Genomic DNA, 17,457 nt, shown 5'->3' with positions numbered 1-17,457 from the left:
GCATCCATCCGCTCCACTCCGTCTCCATGTCTCTCGGGGGGACGATCTCCGTGCTTCACCGGAAATACTTCGGCGCGCTGGGCGCTGCCGCCCTCTCCCTGGCGCTTGCCGCGTGCGGCGGCGCCGCCACGCCCACGGCTGCGCAGCCTGCCACGCCCAGCAGCTCCGCCGCGGCCGGCCCGGAATCCTCTTCCCCGACTCCCCACGCGGCGCTCCTCACCAAAGCCCAGCTCACCTCCGCTCTGCTGCCGTTGTCGCAGATGCCCGCCGGCTGGTCGACCGACGGCGACTCCGGCTCGGGCGACAAGACGTTCTGCGACTACCACCAGCCGCACAAGGCGCGGATTCAGGTCTCCCGCAGCTTCCAGAAGGGCGGAGGGCTGACCGCCACGGTGGCGACCGTGGGCATCCGGCAGTACGCGAGTGCGAGCGACGCCGCCGAGTCGTTCACCGCGATGGAGAAGGCGCTCGAGACCTGCCACCAGGAGACCTATCAGGGGTCCGTGCTGAAGTACTCGCCGATGAGCGTGGACAAGCTCGGCGACCGGTCCTTGGGCGTACGCATCGACAGCGACGGCACCACGCTGCTCCAGCAGTTCACCCTCGACGGGCCCGCCCTGATCAACGCCGGCGCCGGCGGCCTCACGAACACGGATGCCGACACGGCCACCAAGCTCCTGCGTGACCAGGTCGACCGGTACGAGGCCGCGGCCCGCAAGTAGGCCGGGCTGCGAGAGCCGCACATCGCCGAGCGATGACGGGTGGACGGACGGTCACACCGAGGACCGGGGCGGTCGCGTTGAGGAGGGAATCGAGCTGATGACCGTGTCGTCGCGCGGCGGGAACGCGGCCTGGGTTCCGAGCATCCCTTCACGGTCGTGGGCCGTCGGCTGCTCGACGAGTACCGATCGGGGCGACGGCGCCCGCCGCGACCGCCCGGCGGATGACGGCGGGGGCGTGACGAGGTTCAGCGACCGGAGTGCGGAGCCGGTCGTACTGGCGCAATGTCCCCGCCGGCACCTCGGCGACAGCCTGGCGTCCCCGGTGCCGGCCCGTGCGCCCGGCGCTTGTCAACCCGCTCACGCGGGGTCGGCCCGCGGTGACCGTCGGCGTTCGGGCGTCCGTAGGATGGGGCAGGCCGTGGGTGCCGCTGCCCTCCCCGTACCGGGAGGGCGGACACTCCGGGGAAGCGAAGTACGAAGGGGGACGGTCCGTGTTCGGCTCAGAGCTTCACGACCAGGACGCGGTCGGCGCACAGCTTGCGCATGTCGTCCTCGTCCGACGTGAACACGGTGACCGGGCCGCTGTGCCGCAGGGCGACGGCGGCCAGGGCCGCGTCGATGGCGTGCTTGTGGCCGTGCAGGCCCGCCTCCGTCAAGAGCCCGGTCGCTTTCTTGGCGATCTCCTCCGTCACCGGCTCGATACGGATCTTGGAGAGAGCCCAGTGCCACTTCGGCAGGTGGCGCGTCGGGTCGTATGCCTCGATGAGAGTCATGGAGGTGGTGACGACCGGGATACCCGCATCGTCGGCGTGCCTCAGGTAGGCACCCATGCGACGCCCTCCGCGCATCCACTGGGAAAGCCCTTCGCTGTCGAGTACGTAGATCCGGTTCCCGGTCATGCGGCATCCCGCTTCTGCCCGTGCCGTTGCTCACCGGCTTCGTGGGCCCCGGTCCGCTCGGTGTGCCGCCGCTCCAGGTCGCGGTGCTCGGCCTCCACCTCGGCCAGTTCCGCCTCGGTGATCTCCCCGTACTCGGACTCCCACCACTGCACCGCCTCGTGCAGACGCTCCTGCTCCCGCTGGCGCTCTATGGCGTGCGTGACATAGCGGCTGAAACCGCCGGGGCCGACCTCGGCGCGGATGGCCTCGGCCAGCTCTTCGGGGAGCGTCACGGTGTACTTCTTGGTTGCCATACCATCGACCATACCGACGGTTCCGAAGAGGCTGCCAGCCCGGACGGACAGCTTCACACCATCGAGTGCGCCGCTGAGTGCGCGTAGAGGACCTCCACAGAAGGAGAGCGAGACACCCCATGGCCCAGCAGCCGCTCCTCCGCGATGTCATCGACATCAAGGAGTCCATCTCCACCTCGGACTTCGTGCTGTCCCTCGCCGAGGCGACGACACCCGAGGGCGCCCAGCACGCGCTCAAGGACTACGTCGTCACCGAACGGCTGCTGGAGAACTTCGACGAGGCGCTGAAGCTCATCAAGTCCGCGCTGGACGGGCACCGCTCGAAGGCGGCGTATCTCCACGGCTCGTTCGGTTCCGGTAAGTCGCACTTCATGGCCGTGCTGTACGCGCTGCTCAGCGGCAACCCGGCCGCCCGCGCCCGCACCGAGTTCGACCCGGTGCTGACCAGGCACGACTGGCTGAGCACCGACGGCAAGAAGTTCCTGCTCGTGCCGTACCACATGCTCGGCGCGAAGGCCCTGGAACAGCGGGTGCTCGGCGGGTACGTGCACCACGTCAAGAAGCTCCACCCGCAGGCGCCGACCCCGCAGGTGTACCGGACCGACTCCCTCTTCGACGACATCCGCGCGCTGCGCGCCAGCACGGGCGACGAGGCCGTCATCCGCGGCCTGGGCGGCAGCGGCGCGGGCGACGACGACGAGGACGAGTGGGGCGAGGGCTTCGCCTGGACCCCGCAGCTCCTGGACATCGCGCTCGCCGCCGAGGAGAACCACGAGGCGGGCGTCCCGCTCAACCTCACCAATCCCTCCACCCCGGCCGAGCTGCGCGCCAAGCTGGTCAACGACGCCGGCACCAACCTCCTGCCCGGCTTCACCAAGAACGCCGCCGAGGACGAGCACGGCTTCATCTCCCTGGACGCCGGTCTGTCCGTCATCGCCGAGCACGCCAAGTCGCTCGGCTACGACGGCCTGATCCTGTTCATGGACGAGCTGATCCTGTGGCTGGCCACCCTCATCCACAACGAGAAGTTCGTGGCGCGCGAGGCCAGCAAGATCACGAACTTCGTGGAGGGCGGCGACGCCCGCCGCGCCATCCCCGTCGTGTCGTTCATCGCCCGCCAGCGTGACCTGCGCGAGCTGGTCGGCGAGGAGGTGTCCGGCGCGGCGGAGTCGTCCATCCAGGACACGCTGAACCTGGCCTCCGGCCGGTTCGACAAGATCACCCTGGAGGACCGCAACCTTCCGCAGATCGCCCACGCCCGCCTCCTCAGGCCCAAGGACGACGAGGCGGCCAAGCTGGTCGTCGCGGCCTTCGAGCAGACCAAGCGGGTCGGTCCGCAGGTCTGGGACACCCTGCTCGGCTCGGAGAAGGGCACCACCGGCGCGGACGCGGAGTCGTTCCGGCTGACGTACCCGTTCTCGCCGGCGTTCATGGACACCCTCGTCCACATCTCGTCCGCGCTCCAGCGCTCCCGCACCGGTCTGAAGCTGATGGGCCAGCTCCTCGCCGACCACCGCGACGAGATCCGCCTCGGCCAGCTCGTCCCCGTCGGCGACCTCTACCCGGTGATCGCACAGGGCGGCGACAAGCCGTTCACCGACAGCCTGAAGGTCGTCTTCGAGGCCGCCGACAAGCTCTACCGGACCAAGCTGCGGCCCTACCTGCTCAGCTCGTACGACATCACCGAGGACGACGTCGAGCAGTACCGCAACCGGCCCGAGTCCCTCACCGACCCGAAGAAGCTCAACGGCTGCCGGATGTTCACCGGCGACAACCGGCTCGTGTGCACGCTGCTGCTGTCGGCGCTCGCGCCCAGCGTGCCCGCGCTGTCCGAGCTGACCATCCGGCGGCTCGGCGCGCTCAATCACGGGTCGGTCCTCGCCCCCATCCCGGGCGCCGAGGTCGGCATCATCAAGAACAAGGTCGCCGAGTGGGCGGCCCGGTTCCCCGAGATCAAGGAGACCGGCACCGACGCCAACCCCGGCGTCCGCCTCGAACTCTCCGGCGTCGACGTGGACTCCGTCATCGCCAACGCCCAGGTCAACGACAACCCGGGCAACCGCGTCGCCCTCGCCCGCCGCCTGCTGTCCGAGGAACTGGGCGTCGAGCACGGCCAGTTGAGCGACCAGCTCAGCTTCACCTGGCGCGGTACCGCCCGCACCACCGAAATCGTCTTCGGCAACCTCGCCGACGAGGACGAGCTGCCCGACCACGACCTGATGCCCCAAGAAGAGGGCCGCTGGCGCATCGCCATAGACCTCCCCTTCGACGAGGGGGAGTGGGGTCCGGTCGAGGACGTCAACCGCATCCAGCGGCTGCGCGAACGCCAGCAGGGCGAGCGGTCCCGCACCGTCGGCTGGCTGCCCGCGCACCTGTCCGCGCAGCGTTTCGCCGACTTCCGGCGCCTCGTCGTCATCGACAAGGCCCTCGCCGACGAGCACCGCTTCGACACCCAGTACGCCGGCCACCTCAACGCCGACAACCGCAGCCGCGCCAAGGGCCTCCTCGAAACCCAGCGCGAGGCCCTGCTCAAGCAGGTCAAGGGCGCCTTCAAGCAGGCGTACGGCCTCGCCCAGAAGCAGGCCGCCGACGTCGTGCCCGACTTCGACGACCACCTCGTCGCCCTGCCCGACATCGACAGCCTCACCCTGTCCTTCGGGCAGAACATGCACGACGGCATCCGGCACGTCGCGGGCAAGCTGCTCGCCCACCAGTACCCGGCCCACCCCGACCTCGACCCCGACGCCACCGGCACCGCGGTCAAGCCCGCCGACACCAAGAAGGTGTTCACCCACGTCCGGGCCGCTGCCGAGGCCCGCGACGGGCGGGTGGAGGTCCCGGCCGCCGACCGCAAGCTCATGCAGCGGATCGCCGGGCCGCTGCGCCTCGGACAGCAGAAGGAGGCGTACTTCGAGCTGTCCCGCTACTGGGCCGACCACTTCCGGCAGCTCGCCCGCTCCCAGGGCGTCACCGGGGACCTGTCCCTGATCACGCTCACCGACTGGACGGACAAGCCCGACCCGCGTGGCCTGCCCGACTTCCTCGCCCGGCTCGTCGTCGCCGCCTTCGCCGAGATGGACGACCGGGTGTGGGTGCGCGGCGGCACCGTCCTAGACCCCGCGCCCGAACTGACCGCGATCAAGGACCACGACGCGCTGCGCAGCCAGCCGCTGCCCGCCGAGTCCGACTGGGACACCGCACGGCAGCGCTTCGAGACGATCTTCGGAGCGAAGCCGCCCGCGCTGCGGCGCGGCCGGATGGTCAACCAGTTCGCCCGCCAGATCGTCGAGGCCGCCCGCGCCCACCGGGACCACGCGGCCGACCTGGTGCACCAGCTGGAGGCCCACGCCACCTTCCTCGGCCTCGACCAGACCGCCGACACCGGACGGCTCGCCCTCGCCCGCCGCTCCCTGGAACTGCTGGACGCGCTCACGGCGGAGGCCGGCAAGGGCGCGGCCGGAGCGAAGAAGACGGTGGAAGCCCTCGCCTCCTTCGACCTGGGCGAGGCCGGCGCCGACCGGTACGGCACCTCCGTCAAGAAGGCCCGCGCCGTCGCCGAGGCCGTCGCCTCCGCCCCCTGGTCCACCCTGGAACTCGCCGCCGGACTCGGCCCCGAGGGCGAGGCACTGCTCGACTCGCTGCGCAACGTGGCCCGTGACGACCAGCGCACCGCCGACCTGCGCGACGCCCTCGCCCGCACCCAGCGCGAGGTCGTCGCCCTGATCAAGCGCACCCAGGCCGCCGCCACCCCGCCGCCCGCGCCCGTCGCACCGCAGCCGACGGCCGGTGACCTGTCCCTGGACACGCCCACCAGCGATCCGCGCATCCCGTACACCCCGTCGAAGGAGACGCCGCCCTCCCCGGCGAGCGCCGACGGCACCGCGCGGAAGTCCGGACGCCGCAGCACGATCGTGTCGCGGGCCGCCGCCGACCTCCAGGCGGAGCTGGCCGAACTGGCCGCCCGCCACCCGAACGCGACCATCGAGATCACTTGGCAGGTCATCGAATGACGGACACCGCCGCCGCCGCGCCGGGCGCGGTCCGGCTGAACACCGCGACCGTCACCCAGTACCTGTCCTCGCAGTCGTCCCTCGCCACCTCCCTGACGGGAGAGGAGCAGGGGCGGCGCCGGATCGTGCTGCTGCGGTCCGCGCCGCAGTGGGACGGCCCCGCCGAACCCGTCTGGGGCGACGGCCGCACGGCCGGCGTCGTGGTGGCGCCCTCCCCGCTCGCCGTCCACGAACTCGTCCTCGATCACCTGGCGGGTCGCCGCCCCGGCCCCGCCGTCCTGGTCGTCCTCACCGACCGCGAGCAGTACGAACTCGACCCGGCGATCATCGCCCGCGTCCACAAGCTGCGCATCGACACGGTCGACAGCTGGGACGTGGTCCGTGAAGCGTTCGGCGCCCGGCAGATAGACCCCCGGCTCAAGGACGTCAACTGGGCCGCCGAGGCCCTGCTCGACGCCACCCCGCCCGGTGGCTGGTCGGCCGTGCCCGGCGGCTGGCTGTCCCGCCAGTACGCCCTCACCGCGCTCGCCCAGCGCCGCCTGCGCCTGGGCCGCTACGACACCGAGGGCGGCACGCGCCGCCCCGGCGACGACCGGCTCGACGCCCAGGCCCTGCTGCACTGGTCGACCCGGCCCGGTGCCCCCGAACGGTTCCTGACCCTGCGCGGCCCCGAACGAGCCGGACTGGCCGCCTTCCTCGGCGAGGAGGACCAGGCGGGCCTCGCCGGACGCGCCCTGCTCGCCCTCCTCGACGCCGAACGCGGAGCGGACGCCGCCGCCTTCGGCCTGGTGTGCGCGGCTCTGTGGCAGCACGCCGAACCCGCCCCGGAGACCTACCGGGCCAGGGGCCGCGCCGAACGCTACTTCGGCGACCAGCCCCCGGCGACCGGCGACCAGCTCGACACCCTGGTGACCGTCTTCGGACGGGCCGCCGAGGAGCACGTGACCACGCTTCTGGCGAGCGGACACCGCACCGGCGGCACCGGCGCCGACCAGGCCCGCGAGGCACGTCGCACCGTCGGCATCGTGCTCGACCGGGCGTCCGCGCTGGCCCGCCAGTTCGGCGCGGAGCAGGCCGTGGAGGCGAGCCCCGTCCTGCGCGGCGGGCTCGAGGCACGCTTCACCGCCGTGGGCCGAGCCCTCGCGGCGGGCGACCCGGCCGCGGTGTCGGACGCCGTCCGCCGTCTGGAGGACCACCGGCTCGCCGCCGAGCCCGACGAGTCCGCGCGCATCGAACGCGCCCGCATGGGCCGGCGCCTCGCCCGCTGGCTGGCCACTGACCCGCCCGCCGACGCGCCCACCGTCGCCGACGCCATACGGCGACACGTCGCCGAGACCGGCTGGGCGGACCTCGCCCTGGAGCACATCGAGGCCGGCGGCGACCCGGACCCCGTTCTCAAGGCCGCCTACGACACCCTCGGCACCCGCGTCAGGGACCGGCGCCGGCAGATCGACGCGTCCTTCGCCCGTTCCCTGGCCGCCTGGACGCAGGCCGGCACCCAGCCCGGCTCCATGCTCACCGTCGAGACCTTCCTCGACCGCGTCGTCGGCCCGGTCGTCCGGCGCGGGGAGGAACGGCGGGTGCTGCTGCTCGTCCTCGACGGCATGAGCGCCGCCATCGCCAACGAACTCGGTGAGGAACTTCGCCGCTCGTGGGCCGAGTTCGACCCGCTGCCCGAGGGCGACACGCCACACCGGCGGGCGATGGCCGCCGCCCTGCCCACCGTGACGGCCGTGTCCCGCACCTCCCTCTTCGCGGGTGCCCTGATGAAGGGCGTCCAGGCCGACGAGAAGCGGCTCTTCCCCGCACTGAAGCTGTGGGGCGGGGCCCCGGCCGCCGTGTTCCACAAGGACGACCTGCGCACCGAGACCGCGGGCGACACCTTCGGCCCGGCGCTCACCGAGGCACTCGGCGACGGAAGGACCCATGTCGCCGTCGTCCTCAACGCCATCGACGACCGGCTCGCCAAGGAGCAGAAGCTCGGCGACGGCGCCTGGCGGATCGACGACGTGCCCGGCCTGCGCGACCTGCTTCGGGTGGCGGCCACCCAGGGCATGGCGGTCGTCCTCACCAGCGACCACGGCCATGTCGTCGACCGGCACGGCACGAAGGTCGACATCACATCGGAACCCGCGTCCGCCCGCCACCGCCTGCCCGGCGATGGACCGCTCGCCGAACGGGAGATCGCGCTGTCCGGACCGCGGGTGGTCTGGCCCGGCCCAGGTGCGTCCGTCGTCGCCCTGTGGGACGCCGACTCCCGCTACACCGCTCTCAAGGCCGGCTACCACGGCGGGGCCTCACTCGCCGAGGTCACCATCCCGGTGCTCGCCTTCCTGCCGTTCGGTGCGGAACCCCCCAAGGGGTGGCGGGAACTGGGCGACCAGCGGCCGGACTGGTGGGCCCTGGAGGAGACCGGAAGGACGCCGTCGGCGAGTGAGCCCACCATCCGGCCTGCGGCCGGAACGGGCTCCGCTCCCAAGAAGCCGACCGGGAAGGTGAAGAAGGAACAAGCGGAGGTCGCCCGGACCCACGACGCGCTCTTCGATGTCGCGCTGACCACCGGGGGAGACGACGCCCTGCTCACCCCGACCGTGGTCTCTAGAACCGAGACGCTGGTGACGGCGCTGCTGGACTCGGAGACGTACCAGGCGCAGCTCGGCGGACTGGCCCGCAAGCCGCAGCAGGAGCAGGTCCACAAGGCGCTCGCCGCCCTGCTGGACGCGGGCGGCACCCTGCCCGTGACCGCGCTCGCCCAGCGCGCCGGCATGCCCGTCACCCGGGGCGACGGCTTCGCAGCCGTCCTGCGGCAGCTCCTCAACTACGACGGCGTACAGGTCCTGGAGACCCTGCCGGACGGCCGCACCCTACGGCTCCACGAGGCGCTGCTGTGCGAACAGTTCGCCCTCGGAGCGGGCTGACGAATGGCTCGGGGCGCCTCCGCCATGGAGGCACCCCGAGTGCGGTCCGTCGTCAGACGGCGGTCTCACCCGCGCAGGAGGTGAACGCGGGCACCGAACAGCCCTCGCCACCGAGCCCGCTCCCTTGAAACGGGCTCGGGACGAGGGCTGCTCCTGGTGTCGGGGTACGCGGAACGCCGGGGCTGCGAGGTGCGGGACACCCGCACGAAGACGGCGCGGGCCGAGATCGCGTGCCCGCCGTGGGGAGCGGCCACGCCCCGCTACCTCACGACGCGAACGCCCGCAGCACTTCCGCGAAGGTCGTCAGCTCGCCGATCATCTCCGGCGGAAGCGGCTTCTCGTCGAAGTGGGCGATCCGGTTGCGGATGTCCTTCACCCGCTTCAGCAGGCCGATGAACTGCTCCCGGGGCATGTTGTGCCACTTCAGCGCCTCCCAGTTGCGGTCGGCCCGCTCGGCGAGGGACTGTTTCGTCTGGTCGCCGTCCAGGAGCCGCAGGTAGTCGCCGAACATCAGGTCCGACACCTGCCCCGTGCGCTGCTCCGGTTTCTTGTTCGTCTGGACCGCCTTGATGGTCTCCGCGTCCAGTGCCGCGCCCAGGCAGCGGCGCAGCAGCGACTCGATCTCGCCCACGATGAAGAAGGGGCGCGCGGCCCCCTCGAAGCGTTCCGTGACGTCCGTGGCGGTGACGATGCCCGAGAGGCAGCCGTCGTCGCCGCGGACGAGCAGGTAGCCGTGCTCGCGGATGACCGGAAGGACGGCGAAGAACTCCTGGCGGGCGTCGAAGACGGGCAGTGAGTCCTTCTCCATCGCGTTGTTGAGGGTGGCCGGCTTCCCCGCCTCGTACATCTTGGCCACGGAACCCCAGGTGACGACCCCGTGGACCTGCGCCATGCCGGTGGTCACCGGGATCTGGGAGAGGCCCTTGGTGCGCATGAGGAAGGTCGTCTGGGACAGGGGAGTGCCGGGACCCACGGACACCAGACCGCGCCGAGCGGACGGGATGTCGCCGAGCAGCAGCCGCTGCGGCAGGGCGTGCGACGGCAGGGCCTCGTCCGTCGCGTCGGCCTCGTCGTCCGCGTCGGCCGGCGTGCGCTGTGCGGGAACGGCCGCCAGCGGCACGACGTCGACGGTGCTGCGCAGACCGCAGACGGCGAAGTCCGGCAGCGTGGTCAGCCCGGCGTCCGTCAGGGCCTGCGAGATCCGGTGCACCGTCCGGTGGTCGCGGACCCTGACCTGGAACAGGTCGAGGATCTCCTGCACGGACACGGTCCTGCCCTTGAGCGAGGTGACGTCCTGCTCGTGAGGCCTGGTCGTCATCGGGCGTCGTCCTCCGGCAGGTCGCGGAGCATCGTCTTCTTGCCCATGACGGAGTGCACTAGGTCCTGCAACTGCTTGGAACGGTCACGGTAGAAGCGCTCGTAGTCGTTCTCCCGCAGCGCGTCCGGATCGATCAGGTGGGTGGTCAGGACGTCGTCGAACCACTCGGGACGCATGTCGGACGCAGCGATCAGCGTGGACAGGTACGACGACGGCGCCCCCGTCATGTCCATCGCCGCGCGGTAGGACAAGGGGGTCTTGTTCACGATTGAACTCGTGGGCAGGCCATGGCTGTTACCCCGCCGGAACCACGTCTTGGGGAAGATCTGCCGAATGTCCACGCTGTACTCGTCCAGCCGACCGGGACTGAGCGGAGCGTCCGTGTGGTGCCAGTCCACCGCCCCCTGCTTGATCAGCAGGGCGTAGATTCCCTTGTAGGCGGCGCTGTTGCGAGTGGTCAGGCTGTCGAGGCGGTCGGCGAAGAAGAAGGCCTCCGTGACCGTCTCGGGCGCTTTCTCGTCCTGCGCGATCCAGGGGACGAGCTGCTCGACGTCCTTGGTGAAGCGCGTCTCCGTGGAGCCGCCGTACATCTCCCCGAGCACCCCGCACCAGTACCACTGTTCGATCCTCTCCTCCGCCCCCAGACCGTCCGTCGCCGTGTCGAGGATGGCGCGGACGGCCGCGAGGGGGACGAGCTGCGTCTTGTACGGCAGGTCGGCAGGGCGGACGATGCACTGCCGCTCCAGGAAGTCGCCCACCCAGGCGAAGGCGTCGGCGAGCTTGGGCGCCAAGCGCACGAAGTCGACCAGGGGAAGGTCCAGCAGGTCGCGGCGCTTGCAGGACACCGTTGCCCCGAGTCCCTGCTGCTTCCGCTCCCAGGTGCGCACCAGCGCGATGGCCTGCAGGAAGTCGATGCTGCTCAGCCCGTTCTCGAGGCCGCTCTCCAGGCGGCCGAAGACGGGGAACTTGCTCGCCAGCGCCTGCTTGATCTCCCGCCAGACCTCGGGAAGCTGGTAGTAGTCCCCGGTGCGTTCGACGTAGTCGCGGTCCCCGGCGTAGGTCGCGGTGAGCAGCTCGAAGACGTTCAGGGGCACACCGCCCGTGTTGACCCGCTCGAACACCGCGCAGACGGCGTCCATGGAGGTGGAGGCGGCCAGCCGGATCATCGGGACCTGGAAGGCGCGGACCTGCTGGAGGACCGCCTCGTCGAACTGGCCCCACAGGTCCCAGTTCCGGTCCTCGTCCGCCTTGATGTACGCCTTCTTCCACTCGTTGACGCGCTGGGCGTCGAAGACGAAGTGCAGAGGGAAGAGGCCGGCCGTGCACTCGGCCTCGGTGGTGCTCAGGTCCAGCACCACGGTGCGGTTGAAGTCCGTCCGCAGCACCTTGTCGGCCGGCACGGACACGACGGCCTCGTCACGGTCCGCGGACGGCCCGACGGCCTTCGCGATGTCGACGTAGTACCACCGCTGGATGGGCTTGCCCCGGGCGTCCGCCGTCTCCACCGGGGCGTCGAGCCACAGGGCCTGGAAGAGGGAGGTGAGGCGCTGCTGTCCGTCCAGCAGCAGGAGGTCGGCCGTGGGATCCCCGTCCGGCCGCGCGCCGGTGAGGGTCCGGGACCGGAACCGGGTGGCGCCACCGGTCTGCAGCGTCATCACGACACCGAGCGGATAGTCCAGCGTGACCGTCGCGATGATCGCCCGGATCCGGTCGTCATCCCACTTCCAGTTCCGCTGGAAGTCGGGCAGTTGTAAGGACCCCGAGGCGACGTCCGCCAGTACGTCCTTCAGCTTCACGTTGTCGAGCGCCGCCATGTGACTCCACTTCCCGCCTTGTTGCCTGTACGGAGAGTGATTCCAGCAGCGCTCTGCGGTGACGGTCAAGCCGGTTGACAGAGAAACGAGATCATCGCGAGGGTCATCCGGCAGAGGTGTCAGGACCAAGGCTTCGAAGAGAGCGACAACGGGCGCGCCGCGGCCTGCGGCGAACGAGGCAGCCAGGGGCGGCCCGCCGTCGGCGGATGACACGGCTGCCCATTTTTGACTACCGGATCTCCGTCGATACCGGGTCGAGGAAGAAGAGGCACTGAGCCGCGTTGAATTCGCCCACCTCTGCGACGAAGCGGAACTTGTCGCCCGCGCCGACGGCGGCGGGAACCTTCTTGCCGGTCAGCTTCAGGTCGGAGATGTTGACGTCCTCGTACTTGAAGGCCGGGCCGACTGCCGTGTTCGGCCCCTTGTCGCCCGGGCCCAAGAGGATGTCGAAGCGGGTGTCGTAGTCACCGTGGTGCGCCATGTTGACGATCGAGCCGTTGAACGCGACCGTCTGGCCCTTGTGCCTGGTCGCGAAGTCCATGTTCGCGTCGTCGCAGTGATCCGTCTTCAGCAGCGCTGCGAACTCCAGGTCGTTCTGAGGGGTGATCACCTCAGCGGTGGCCGACTCGGCCACGGTCGGAGTCGGAGCAGCGACAGGCTTCTCGCTTGCAGTGGCCGTCGAATTGTCCGACTCGTCCTTCTTCTTGCCTCCGCCGCTGAGTGCGGAGGCGACGCCGATGACGACGGCCAGCACCACGAGGACGGCGGCCACCGTGCCGATCAGGAGCCGCGGCAGCGGCTTTTTCGGCCGACGGAAGTTGAGGGTGGAGCGAAGCGGGCCCTGGGCCTCTTCCACGAGCTCCCAGCCGTCCTTCTGCATCTTCGAGATCACCAAGCCGCCGGTGCCGCGAACTGCCCGCACGGTCTTGTACTCGTACTTGATCTCGTCGGCCATGCGACTCCACGCCCCAGGATGAACTGTCCGTACCAGCTGCCTCCCGAGCATATGTGGCTCTGGGCGCGGCCGTCGTCCCCGCGATCTTCAGAAGGGTGTTCCTCCCGTTGCCTGCGAACCGGGCATCGTGACCGTCGCGGAAGCCCTGGTGCACAGGGGGATGGGACACTGGTCCCCGTGAGTACCACCGGATCCAAACGCCCCGCACAGGTCAGCGCGGCCCGCCGCCGTACCGTCATCGACGCCCTACGCCGTGGGGCCGTACCCGAGAGCGGGCTCGACCTGCTCGCCACGGGGCTCGACCGGTTCGAGGCGGCCCTCGACGCGGAACTGGACGCCGTCGCGTCGGGCGGGTCCGTGTTCAAGGCCGTGCGCGGTGAGTACGGTTCCGGCAAGACGTTCTTCACCCGCTGGCTGGGGGAGCGGGCCAAGCGGCGCAACTTCGCCGTGGCCGAGATCCAGATCTCGGAGAACGAGACGCCGCTGCACAGGCTGGAGACCGTCTACCGGCGACTCACCGAACGCCTCACCACCTCCAGCTTCCCGCCCAGCGCCCTGCGCCCGGTGGTCGACGCCTGGTTCTACGCCCTGGAGGAGGACGCCCTCGCCGCCGGCGCGACAGAGGAGGAGCTGCCCGGCGAGGTGGAGAAGCTGCTCGTGGCGCGGCTCGCCGAGGTGTCCCGGCACGCACCGTCCTTCGCCACCGCCCTGCGCGGCTACCGGGCCGCGCTCGCCGAGGGCGACGAGGCCACCGCCGCGGCCGTACTCGCGTGGCTCGGTGGCCAGCCGCACGTCGCCGCCTCCGCCCGGAGGTCCGCAGGGGTGCGCGGCGACCTCGACCACTTCGGGGCGCTCGGCTTCCTGCAGGGCCTGCTCACCGTGCTGCGCGACTCCGGGCACACCGGACTCTTCGTCGTCCTCGACGAGGTCGAGACGCTCCAGCGGGTCCGCTCCGACGCCCGCGACAAGGCACTCAACGCGCTGCGGCAGCTCATCGACGAGGTGCACTCCGGCCGTTTCCCCGGTCTGTACCTCGTCATCACCGGCACACCGGCCTTCTACGACGGTCAGCAGGGCGTCCAGCGACTGGCCCCGCTCGCTCAGCGGCTCGCCACCGACTTCACCACCGATCCGCGTTTCGACAACCCCCGCGCCGTCCAGATCCGCCTGCCCGGCTTCACCCAGGAGTCCCTGGTCGGCCTGGGCATCACCATCCGAGACCTGTACGCGGATGCGGCCACGTCACCCGAGCGCGTGCGGACGGTCGTCGACGACGTCTACGTCGCGGACCTAGCACGGGCCGTCGGTGGAGCGCTGGGCGGAAAGGTCGGAGTGGCGCCCCGGCTGTTCCTCAAGAAGCTCGTCGGCGATGTCCTCGACCGGGTGGACCAGTTCGACGACTTCGACCCCCGTCGGCACTACAAGCTGACCGTCGCGAGCAGCGAGCTCACCGACGTGGAGCGGAACCTGGCCGCCGCGGTCACCGGCGGTTCCGCGTCCGCCGACGACATCGACCTGGAGCTGTGATGACGGACGCCGCCGGCCCCGCCGGGACAGGACCGGCCGAGGGAGAGGCCGACGTACTCGACCGGCTCGACCCCGTCGTCCTGCACCACATTGTCAACACCCTCGGCTGGCCCGACCTGCGCCCCCTCCAGCGGGCGGCGATCACCCCGCTCATGGACGGCGAGGACGCCGTCCTCCTGGCGCCGACGGCGGGCGGCAAGACGGAGGCGGCCTGCTTCCCCCTGCTGTCGGCGATGGCCGAACAGAGGTGGACCGGCACCTCGGTGCTGTACCTGTGTCCGCTCAAGGCACTCCTCAACAACCTGGTCGGCCGTGTCGACACCTACGCTCAGTGGCTGGGGCGGCGCGCCGCCCTCTGGCACGGTGACACCAAGGAATCGCAGCGCCGGCGCATCCGCACCGACGCACCGGACATCCTGCTCACCACGCCCGAGTCGCTCGAGGCGATGCTCATCGGCGTCAAGACCGACCATGCGAGGCTGCTGGGCGGCGTACGGGCCGTCGTCGTCGACGAGGTGCACGCCTTCGCGGGCGACGACCGCGGCTGGCACCTGCTGGCCGTACTGGAACGGCTCGAACGCGTCACCGGGCAGCCCATCCAGCGCATCGGCCTGTCCGCGACCGTCGGCAACCCGGAGCAGTTGCTGCAGTGGCTGCAAGGGGCCGGAACGGAGAGCCGTACCGGGCAGGTCGTGGCCCCCGGGGTCGTACTGCCCGCGCCCGGCGGGACGGACAGCGGCGACGAGGCCACCGCGGAGCAGCCGCCCAGGCCGGCCGGCGAGGTGGAACTCGACTACGTGGGCTCCCTGGACAACGCCGCCAAACTCATCGCGGCCCTGCACCGGGGCGAGAAACGGCTCGTCTTCTGCGACTCGCGCCGACAGGTCGAGGAACTGGGCGCCGCTCTGCGCGCCCGCGAGGTGACCGTCTTCCTGTCTCACGCCTCCCTCTCCGTCGACGAACGGACCCGTTCCGAACAGGCCTTCGCCGAGGCCCGCGACTGCGTCATCGTCTCCACCTCCACCCTCGAACTCGGCATCGACGTCGGCGATCTGGACCGTGTCATCCAAATCGACTCACCGGGCACCGTCGCCTCTTTCCTGCAACGCATCGGACGCACTGGCCGGCGCGCGGGCACCGTGCGCAACTGCCTGTTCCTCACCACCCGCAAGGACACCTTGCTGCAGGCGGCCGGGCTGCTCCTGCTGTGGGCACGCGGCTGGGTGGAGCCGGTCCTCCCGCCGCCCGAGCCGCGCCACCTCGTGGCCCAGCAACTGCTCGCCGTCACCCTGCAACAGCACAAACTGGGCGACCAGTTGTGGGACCAGCAGTGGAACGGCCTCGCCCCCTTCGACCACTCCGCCGCGCCGATCCTGCGCCACCTCACCGACGAGGGCTTCCTGGACACCGACGGCGGCATGCTGTTCGTCGGGCCGGAGGCGGAACGACGCTTCGGCAAGCGGCACTTCATCGAACTCACGGCGTCTTTCACCGCCCCCCCACAGTTCACCGTCCTTTCCGGCCGCACCGAGATCGGCCGTACCGACCCGAGCGTCCTCACCGAGGAACGGCCAGGGCCCCGGCGACTGCTGCTCGGCGGACGCAGCTGGCAGGTCACCTACATCGACTGGACGCGCAAACGCGTCTTCGTCGAACCCGCCGACGGCGGCGGCATCGCCAAGTGGATGAACGGCGGCATCGCCGGCCTCTCCTACGCCCTCACCCGCGCCATGCGCGAGGTACTGCTGGGCGAGGACCCGCCCGTGTCCCTCACCCGCCGCGCCGGAGCATGCCTGGCCGAGCAACGCGAGAGCGACGCACCCGACACCGTGCGCGCGGGCGGCACCCTCGTCACCCGCGCCGGCACCGACGTCCGCTGGTGGACCTGGGCCGGCTACCGCGCCAACGCCACCCTCGCCGCCACCCTGCAATCGGTCACCGATCCCCTGCAACGCCCCACCGACTGCTGGCTGCGCCTGCGCGAGGACCTCACCCCTGCCGACTGGCGCGCGGCCCGCGAGAACGTCGACGGGAACCTGGTCCTGCCGGACGTCGACCGGCGCGCCGTACGCGGCCTGAAGTTCTCCGCCGCCCTCCCCGAACACCTCGCCGTCACCACGGTCGCGGCCCGCCTGGCCGACTTCGAGGGCGCCCGCGCGGTATTGGCGGAGCACGTGCGTCTCATTGCTTTCGGCGGTTCCGCCTGAGGCCTCGGGAACATGTCTCCCGAGGGGCTGTGAAGCGGGCCTTGTCCGGCCGTAGCCGGCCTGGAACCGCGCCCGCCATACGGGCTTCGTCTTACGATCCGGAACGGAAGGGTCGAGCCCGCTGCAGTGGGCTCGACCCTCGCCCGCTCACCTGCTCGGCGCCTCCACGCGTGCGGTGACGCCAAGGTCACGGCGCATCTCGTCACGCAGGTCGGTCAGCCGGTCCCACAGGCCGTCCATCCGGCGGCTCAGTTCCTGGAGGCCCTCCTCCTGCTCCGACCGATCCGCGTCCAGACGCTTGACCAGTCCGTAGATCTGCCGCAGCGAACCGTTGACGGCTCCCAGAAGCGGCAGCACAGCATCGGACACGATCATGTGGGACTCCGCGTGCTGGATGACGTAGGCACTCCAGCGTTCCTCCAGGTCCGCCCTTTGCGTATTGTCAAGGGAGCCGGTCTGGCGAAAACCGTGCATGCACCCCGCCAGAGCGTCCCGAGCCGCTCGCGCCGTGGCGTTCAACCGCGTGTAAGCGGCCCGCCGGTCCTCCAGTAACCGGCTGTCCCACGCGCGGATCCGGTCTTCCTCACGATGCCGCTCCACCCGCTCGTGGTCACGAGTCCATACACGTTCTGTGCCACGCTGCGCGAGGAACACCGAAGCCAGGGAAACCCCGCCCCCGATCACCGCGGCCGCGAGCGCCAATAAAGCCGCACCCATTACTCGTCCCCCTCACCCACCGACTGCACGACATTCTTGCCGACATCCCCGCCCCGCTATGGGTTTCACTGTCATTG

Annotated in this window: 11 protein-coding genes; 5 read left to right on the top strand and 6 right to left on the bottom strand. The window is 70.8% G+C overall.

Features of this window, described 5'->3' with window-relative positions; all coding sequences use genetic code 11:
- The first annotated feature begins 50 nt into the window (after window positions 1–50).
- Window positions 51–722 (top strand): hypothetical protein, encoded by a 672-nt coding sequence (locus ACH5A8_RS06170; protein ID WP_398998520.1) that lies wholly within the window; start codon window positions 51–53, stop codon window positions 720–722.
- Window positions 723–1,222: 500 nt separating this feature from the next.
- On the opposite strand, the gene ACH5A8_RS06165 is transcribed toward ACH5A8_RS06170, so the two are convergent.
- Together ACH5A8_RS06165 and ACH5A8_RS06160 are read right to left on the bottom strand one after the other, a co-directional pair.
- Window positions 1,223–1,552, bottom strand: coding sequence for a PIN domain-containing protein (locus tag ACH5A8_RS06165; RefSeq protein WP_398998518.1), 330 nt, complete (start codon window positions 1,550–1,552; stop codon window positions 1,223–1,225).
- A 65-nt stretch (window positions 1,553–1,617) separates the two neighbouring features.
- A complete protein-coding gene (locus ACH5A8_RS06160; protein ID WP_398998516.1) occupies window positions 1,618–1,914 on the bottom strand; it encodes a hypothetical protein in 297 nt (98 codons plus the stop codon).
- A 119-nt stretch (window positions 1,915–2,033) separates the two neighbouring features.
- Between ACH5A8_RS06160 and ACH5A8_RS06155 the strand changes: the two genes are divergently transcribed.
- Both ACH5A8_RS06155 and pglZ read left to right on the top strand, forming a co-directional pair.
- Window positions 2,034–5,924 carry a phage resistance protein gene (locus tag ACH5A8_RS06155; protein WP_398998514.1) on the top strand — a complete coding sequence of 1,297 codons (3,891 nt, stop codon included), beginning with the start codon at window positions 2,034–2,036 and terminating at the stop codon, window positions 5,922–5,924.
- Window positions 5,921–8,842 carry a BREX-2 system phosphatase PglZ gene (gene pglZ / locus ACH5A8_RS06150; RefSeq protein WP_398998512.1) on the top strand — a complete coding sequence of 974 codons (2,922 nt, stop codon included), beginning with the start codon at window positions 5,921–5,923 and terminating at the stop codon, window positions 8,840–8,842. Before ACH5A8_RS06155 ends, pglZ begins: the two co-directional genes overlap by 4 nt.
- Before the next feature lie 265 nt (window positions 8,843–9,107).
- Here the strand turns inward: pglZ and ACH5A8_RS06145 are convergent, their stop codons facing one another.
- The 3 genes from ACH5A8_RS06145 to ACH5A8_RS06135 all read right to left on the bottom strand — a co-directional run bounded on the left by ACH5A8_RS06145 (window position 9,108) and on the right by ACH5A8_RS06135 (window position 12,929).
- Window positions 9,108–10,160, bottom strand: coding sequence for a CBS domain-containing protein (locus ACH5A8_RS06145; protein ID WP_398998510.1), 1,053 nt, complete (start codon window positions 10,158–10,160; stop codon window positions 9,108–9,110).
- The gene (locus ACH5A8_RS06140; RefSeq protein WP_398998508.1) at window positions 10,157–11,974 is read right to left on the bottom strand and encodes a DUF262 domain-containing protein; all 1,818 of its coding nucleotides are present in this window, start codon (window positions 11,972–11,974) and stop codon (window positions 10,157–10,159) included. The genes ACH5A8_RS06145 and ACH5A8_RS06140 overlap by 4 nt, the downstream gene beginning before the upstream one ends.
- Window positions 11,975–12,203: 229 nt before the next feature.
- Window positions 12,204–12,929: a DUF4839 domain-containing protein gene (locus ACH5A8_RS06135; protein ID WP_398998506.1), complete on the bottom strand. Its 726-nt coding sequence runs from the start codon at window positions 12,927–12,929 to the stop codon at window positions 12,204–12,206.
- A gap of 177 nt (window positions 12,930–13,106) precedes the next feature.
- On the opposite strand from ACH5A8_RS06135, the gene brxD reads away from it, so the two are divergent.
- Together brxD and ACH5A8_RS06125 are read left to right on the top strand one after the other, a co-directional pair.
- Window positions 13,107–14,456: a BREX system ATP-binding protein BrxD gene (gene brxD / locus ACH5A8_RS06130; protein ID WP_398998504.1), complete on the top strand. Its 1,350-nt coding sequence runs from the start codon at window positions 13,107–13,109 to the stop codon at window positions 14,454–14,456.
- On the top strand, window positions 14,456–16,663 hold the full coding sequence (locus ACH5A8_RS06125) for a DEAD/DEAH box helicase (RefSeq protein ID WP_398998502.1): 2,208 nt from the start codon (window positions 14,456–14,458) through the stop codon (window positions 16,661–16,663). The genes brxD and ACH5A8_RS06125 overlap by 1 nt, the downstream gene beginning before the upstream one ends.
- Before the next feature lie 147 nt (window positions 16,664–16,810).
- On the opposite strand, the gene ACH5A8_RS06120 is transcribed toward ACH5A8_RS06125, so the two are convergent.
- Complete coding sequence (locus ACH5A8_RS06120; protein ID WP_398998500.1) at window positions 16,811–17,380, bottom strand: hypothetical protein; 570 nt, start codon at window positions 17,378–17,380, stop codon at window positions 16,811–16,813.
- Window positions 17,381–17,457 lie beyond the last annotated feature (77 nt).

The sequence above is a fragment of the Streptomyces sp. NPDC018610 genome, from assembly GCF_044391765.1.
Taxonomy (GTDB): domain Bacteria; phylum Actinomycetota; class Actinomycetes; order Streptomycetales; family Streptomycetaceae; genus Streptomyces.
The sequence above is the reverse complement of the archived record's forward strand: the minus strand, read 5'-3'. Positions and strand labels throughout refer to the sequence as shown.

Excerpts from the sequence above, each read along its gene's own strand:
- ACH5A8_RS06165 (WP_398998518.1), bottom strand. The coding sequence starts at position 1,552 with ATGGGTGCCTACCTGAGGCACGCCGACGATGCGGGTATCCCGGTCGTC.
- ACH5A8_RS06160 (WP_398998516.1), bottom strand. The coding sequence starts at position 1,914 with ATGGCAACCAAGAAGTACACCGTGACGCTCCCCGAAGAGCTGGCCGAG.
- ACH5A8_RS06155 (WP_398998514.1), top strand. The coding sequence starts at position 2,034 with ATGGCCCAGCAGCCGCTCCTCCGCGATGTCATCGACATCAAGGAGTCC.
- pglZ (WP_398998512.1), top strand. The coding sequence starts at position 5,921 with ATGACGGACACCGCCGCCGCCGCGCCGGGCGCGGTCCGGCTGAACACC.
- ACH5A8_RS06145 (WP_398998510.1), bottom strand. The coding sequence starts at position 10,160 with ATGACGACCAGGCCTCACGAGCAGGACGTCACCTCGCTCAAGGGCAGG.
- ACH5A8_RS06140 (WP_398998508.1), bottom strand. The coding sequence starts at position 11,974 with ATGGCGGCGCTCGACAACGTGAAGCTGAAGGACGTACTGGCGGACGTC.
- ACH5A8_RS06135 (WP_398998506.1), bottom strand. The coding sequence starts at position 12,929 with ATGGCCGACGAGATCAAGTACGAGTACAAGACCGTGCGGGCAGTTCGC.
- ACH5A8_RS06125 (WP_398998502.1), top strand. The coding sequence starts at position 14,456 with ATGACGGACGCCGCCGGCCCCGCCGGGACAGGACCGGCCGAGGGAGAG.
- ACH5A8_RS06120 (WP_398998500.1), bottom strand. The coding sequence starts at position 17,380 with ATGGGTGCGGCTTTATTGGCGCTCGCGGCCGCGGTGATCGGGGGCGGG.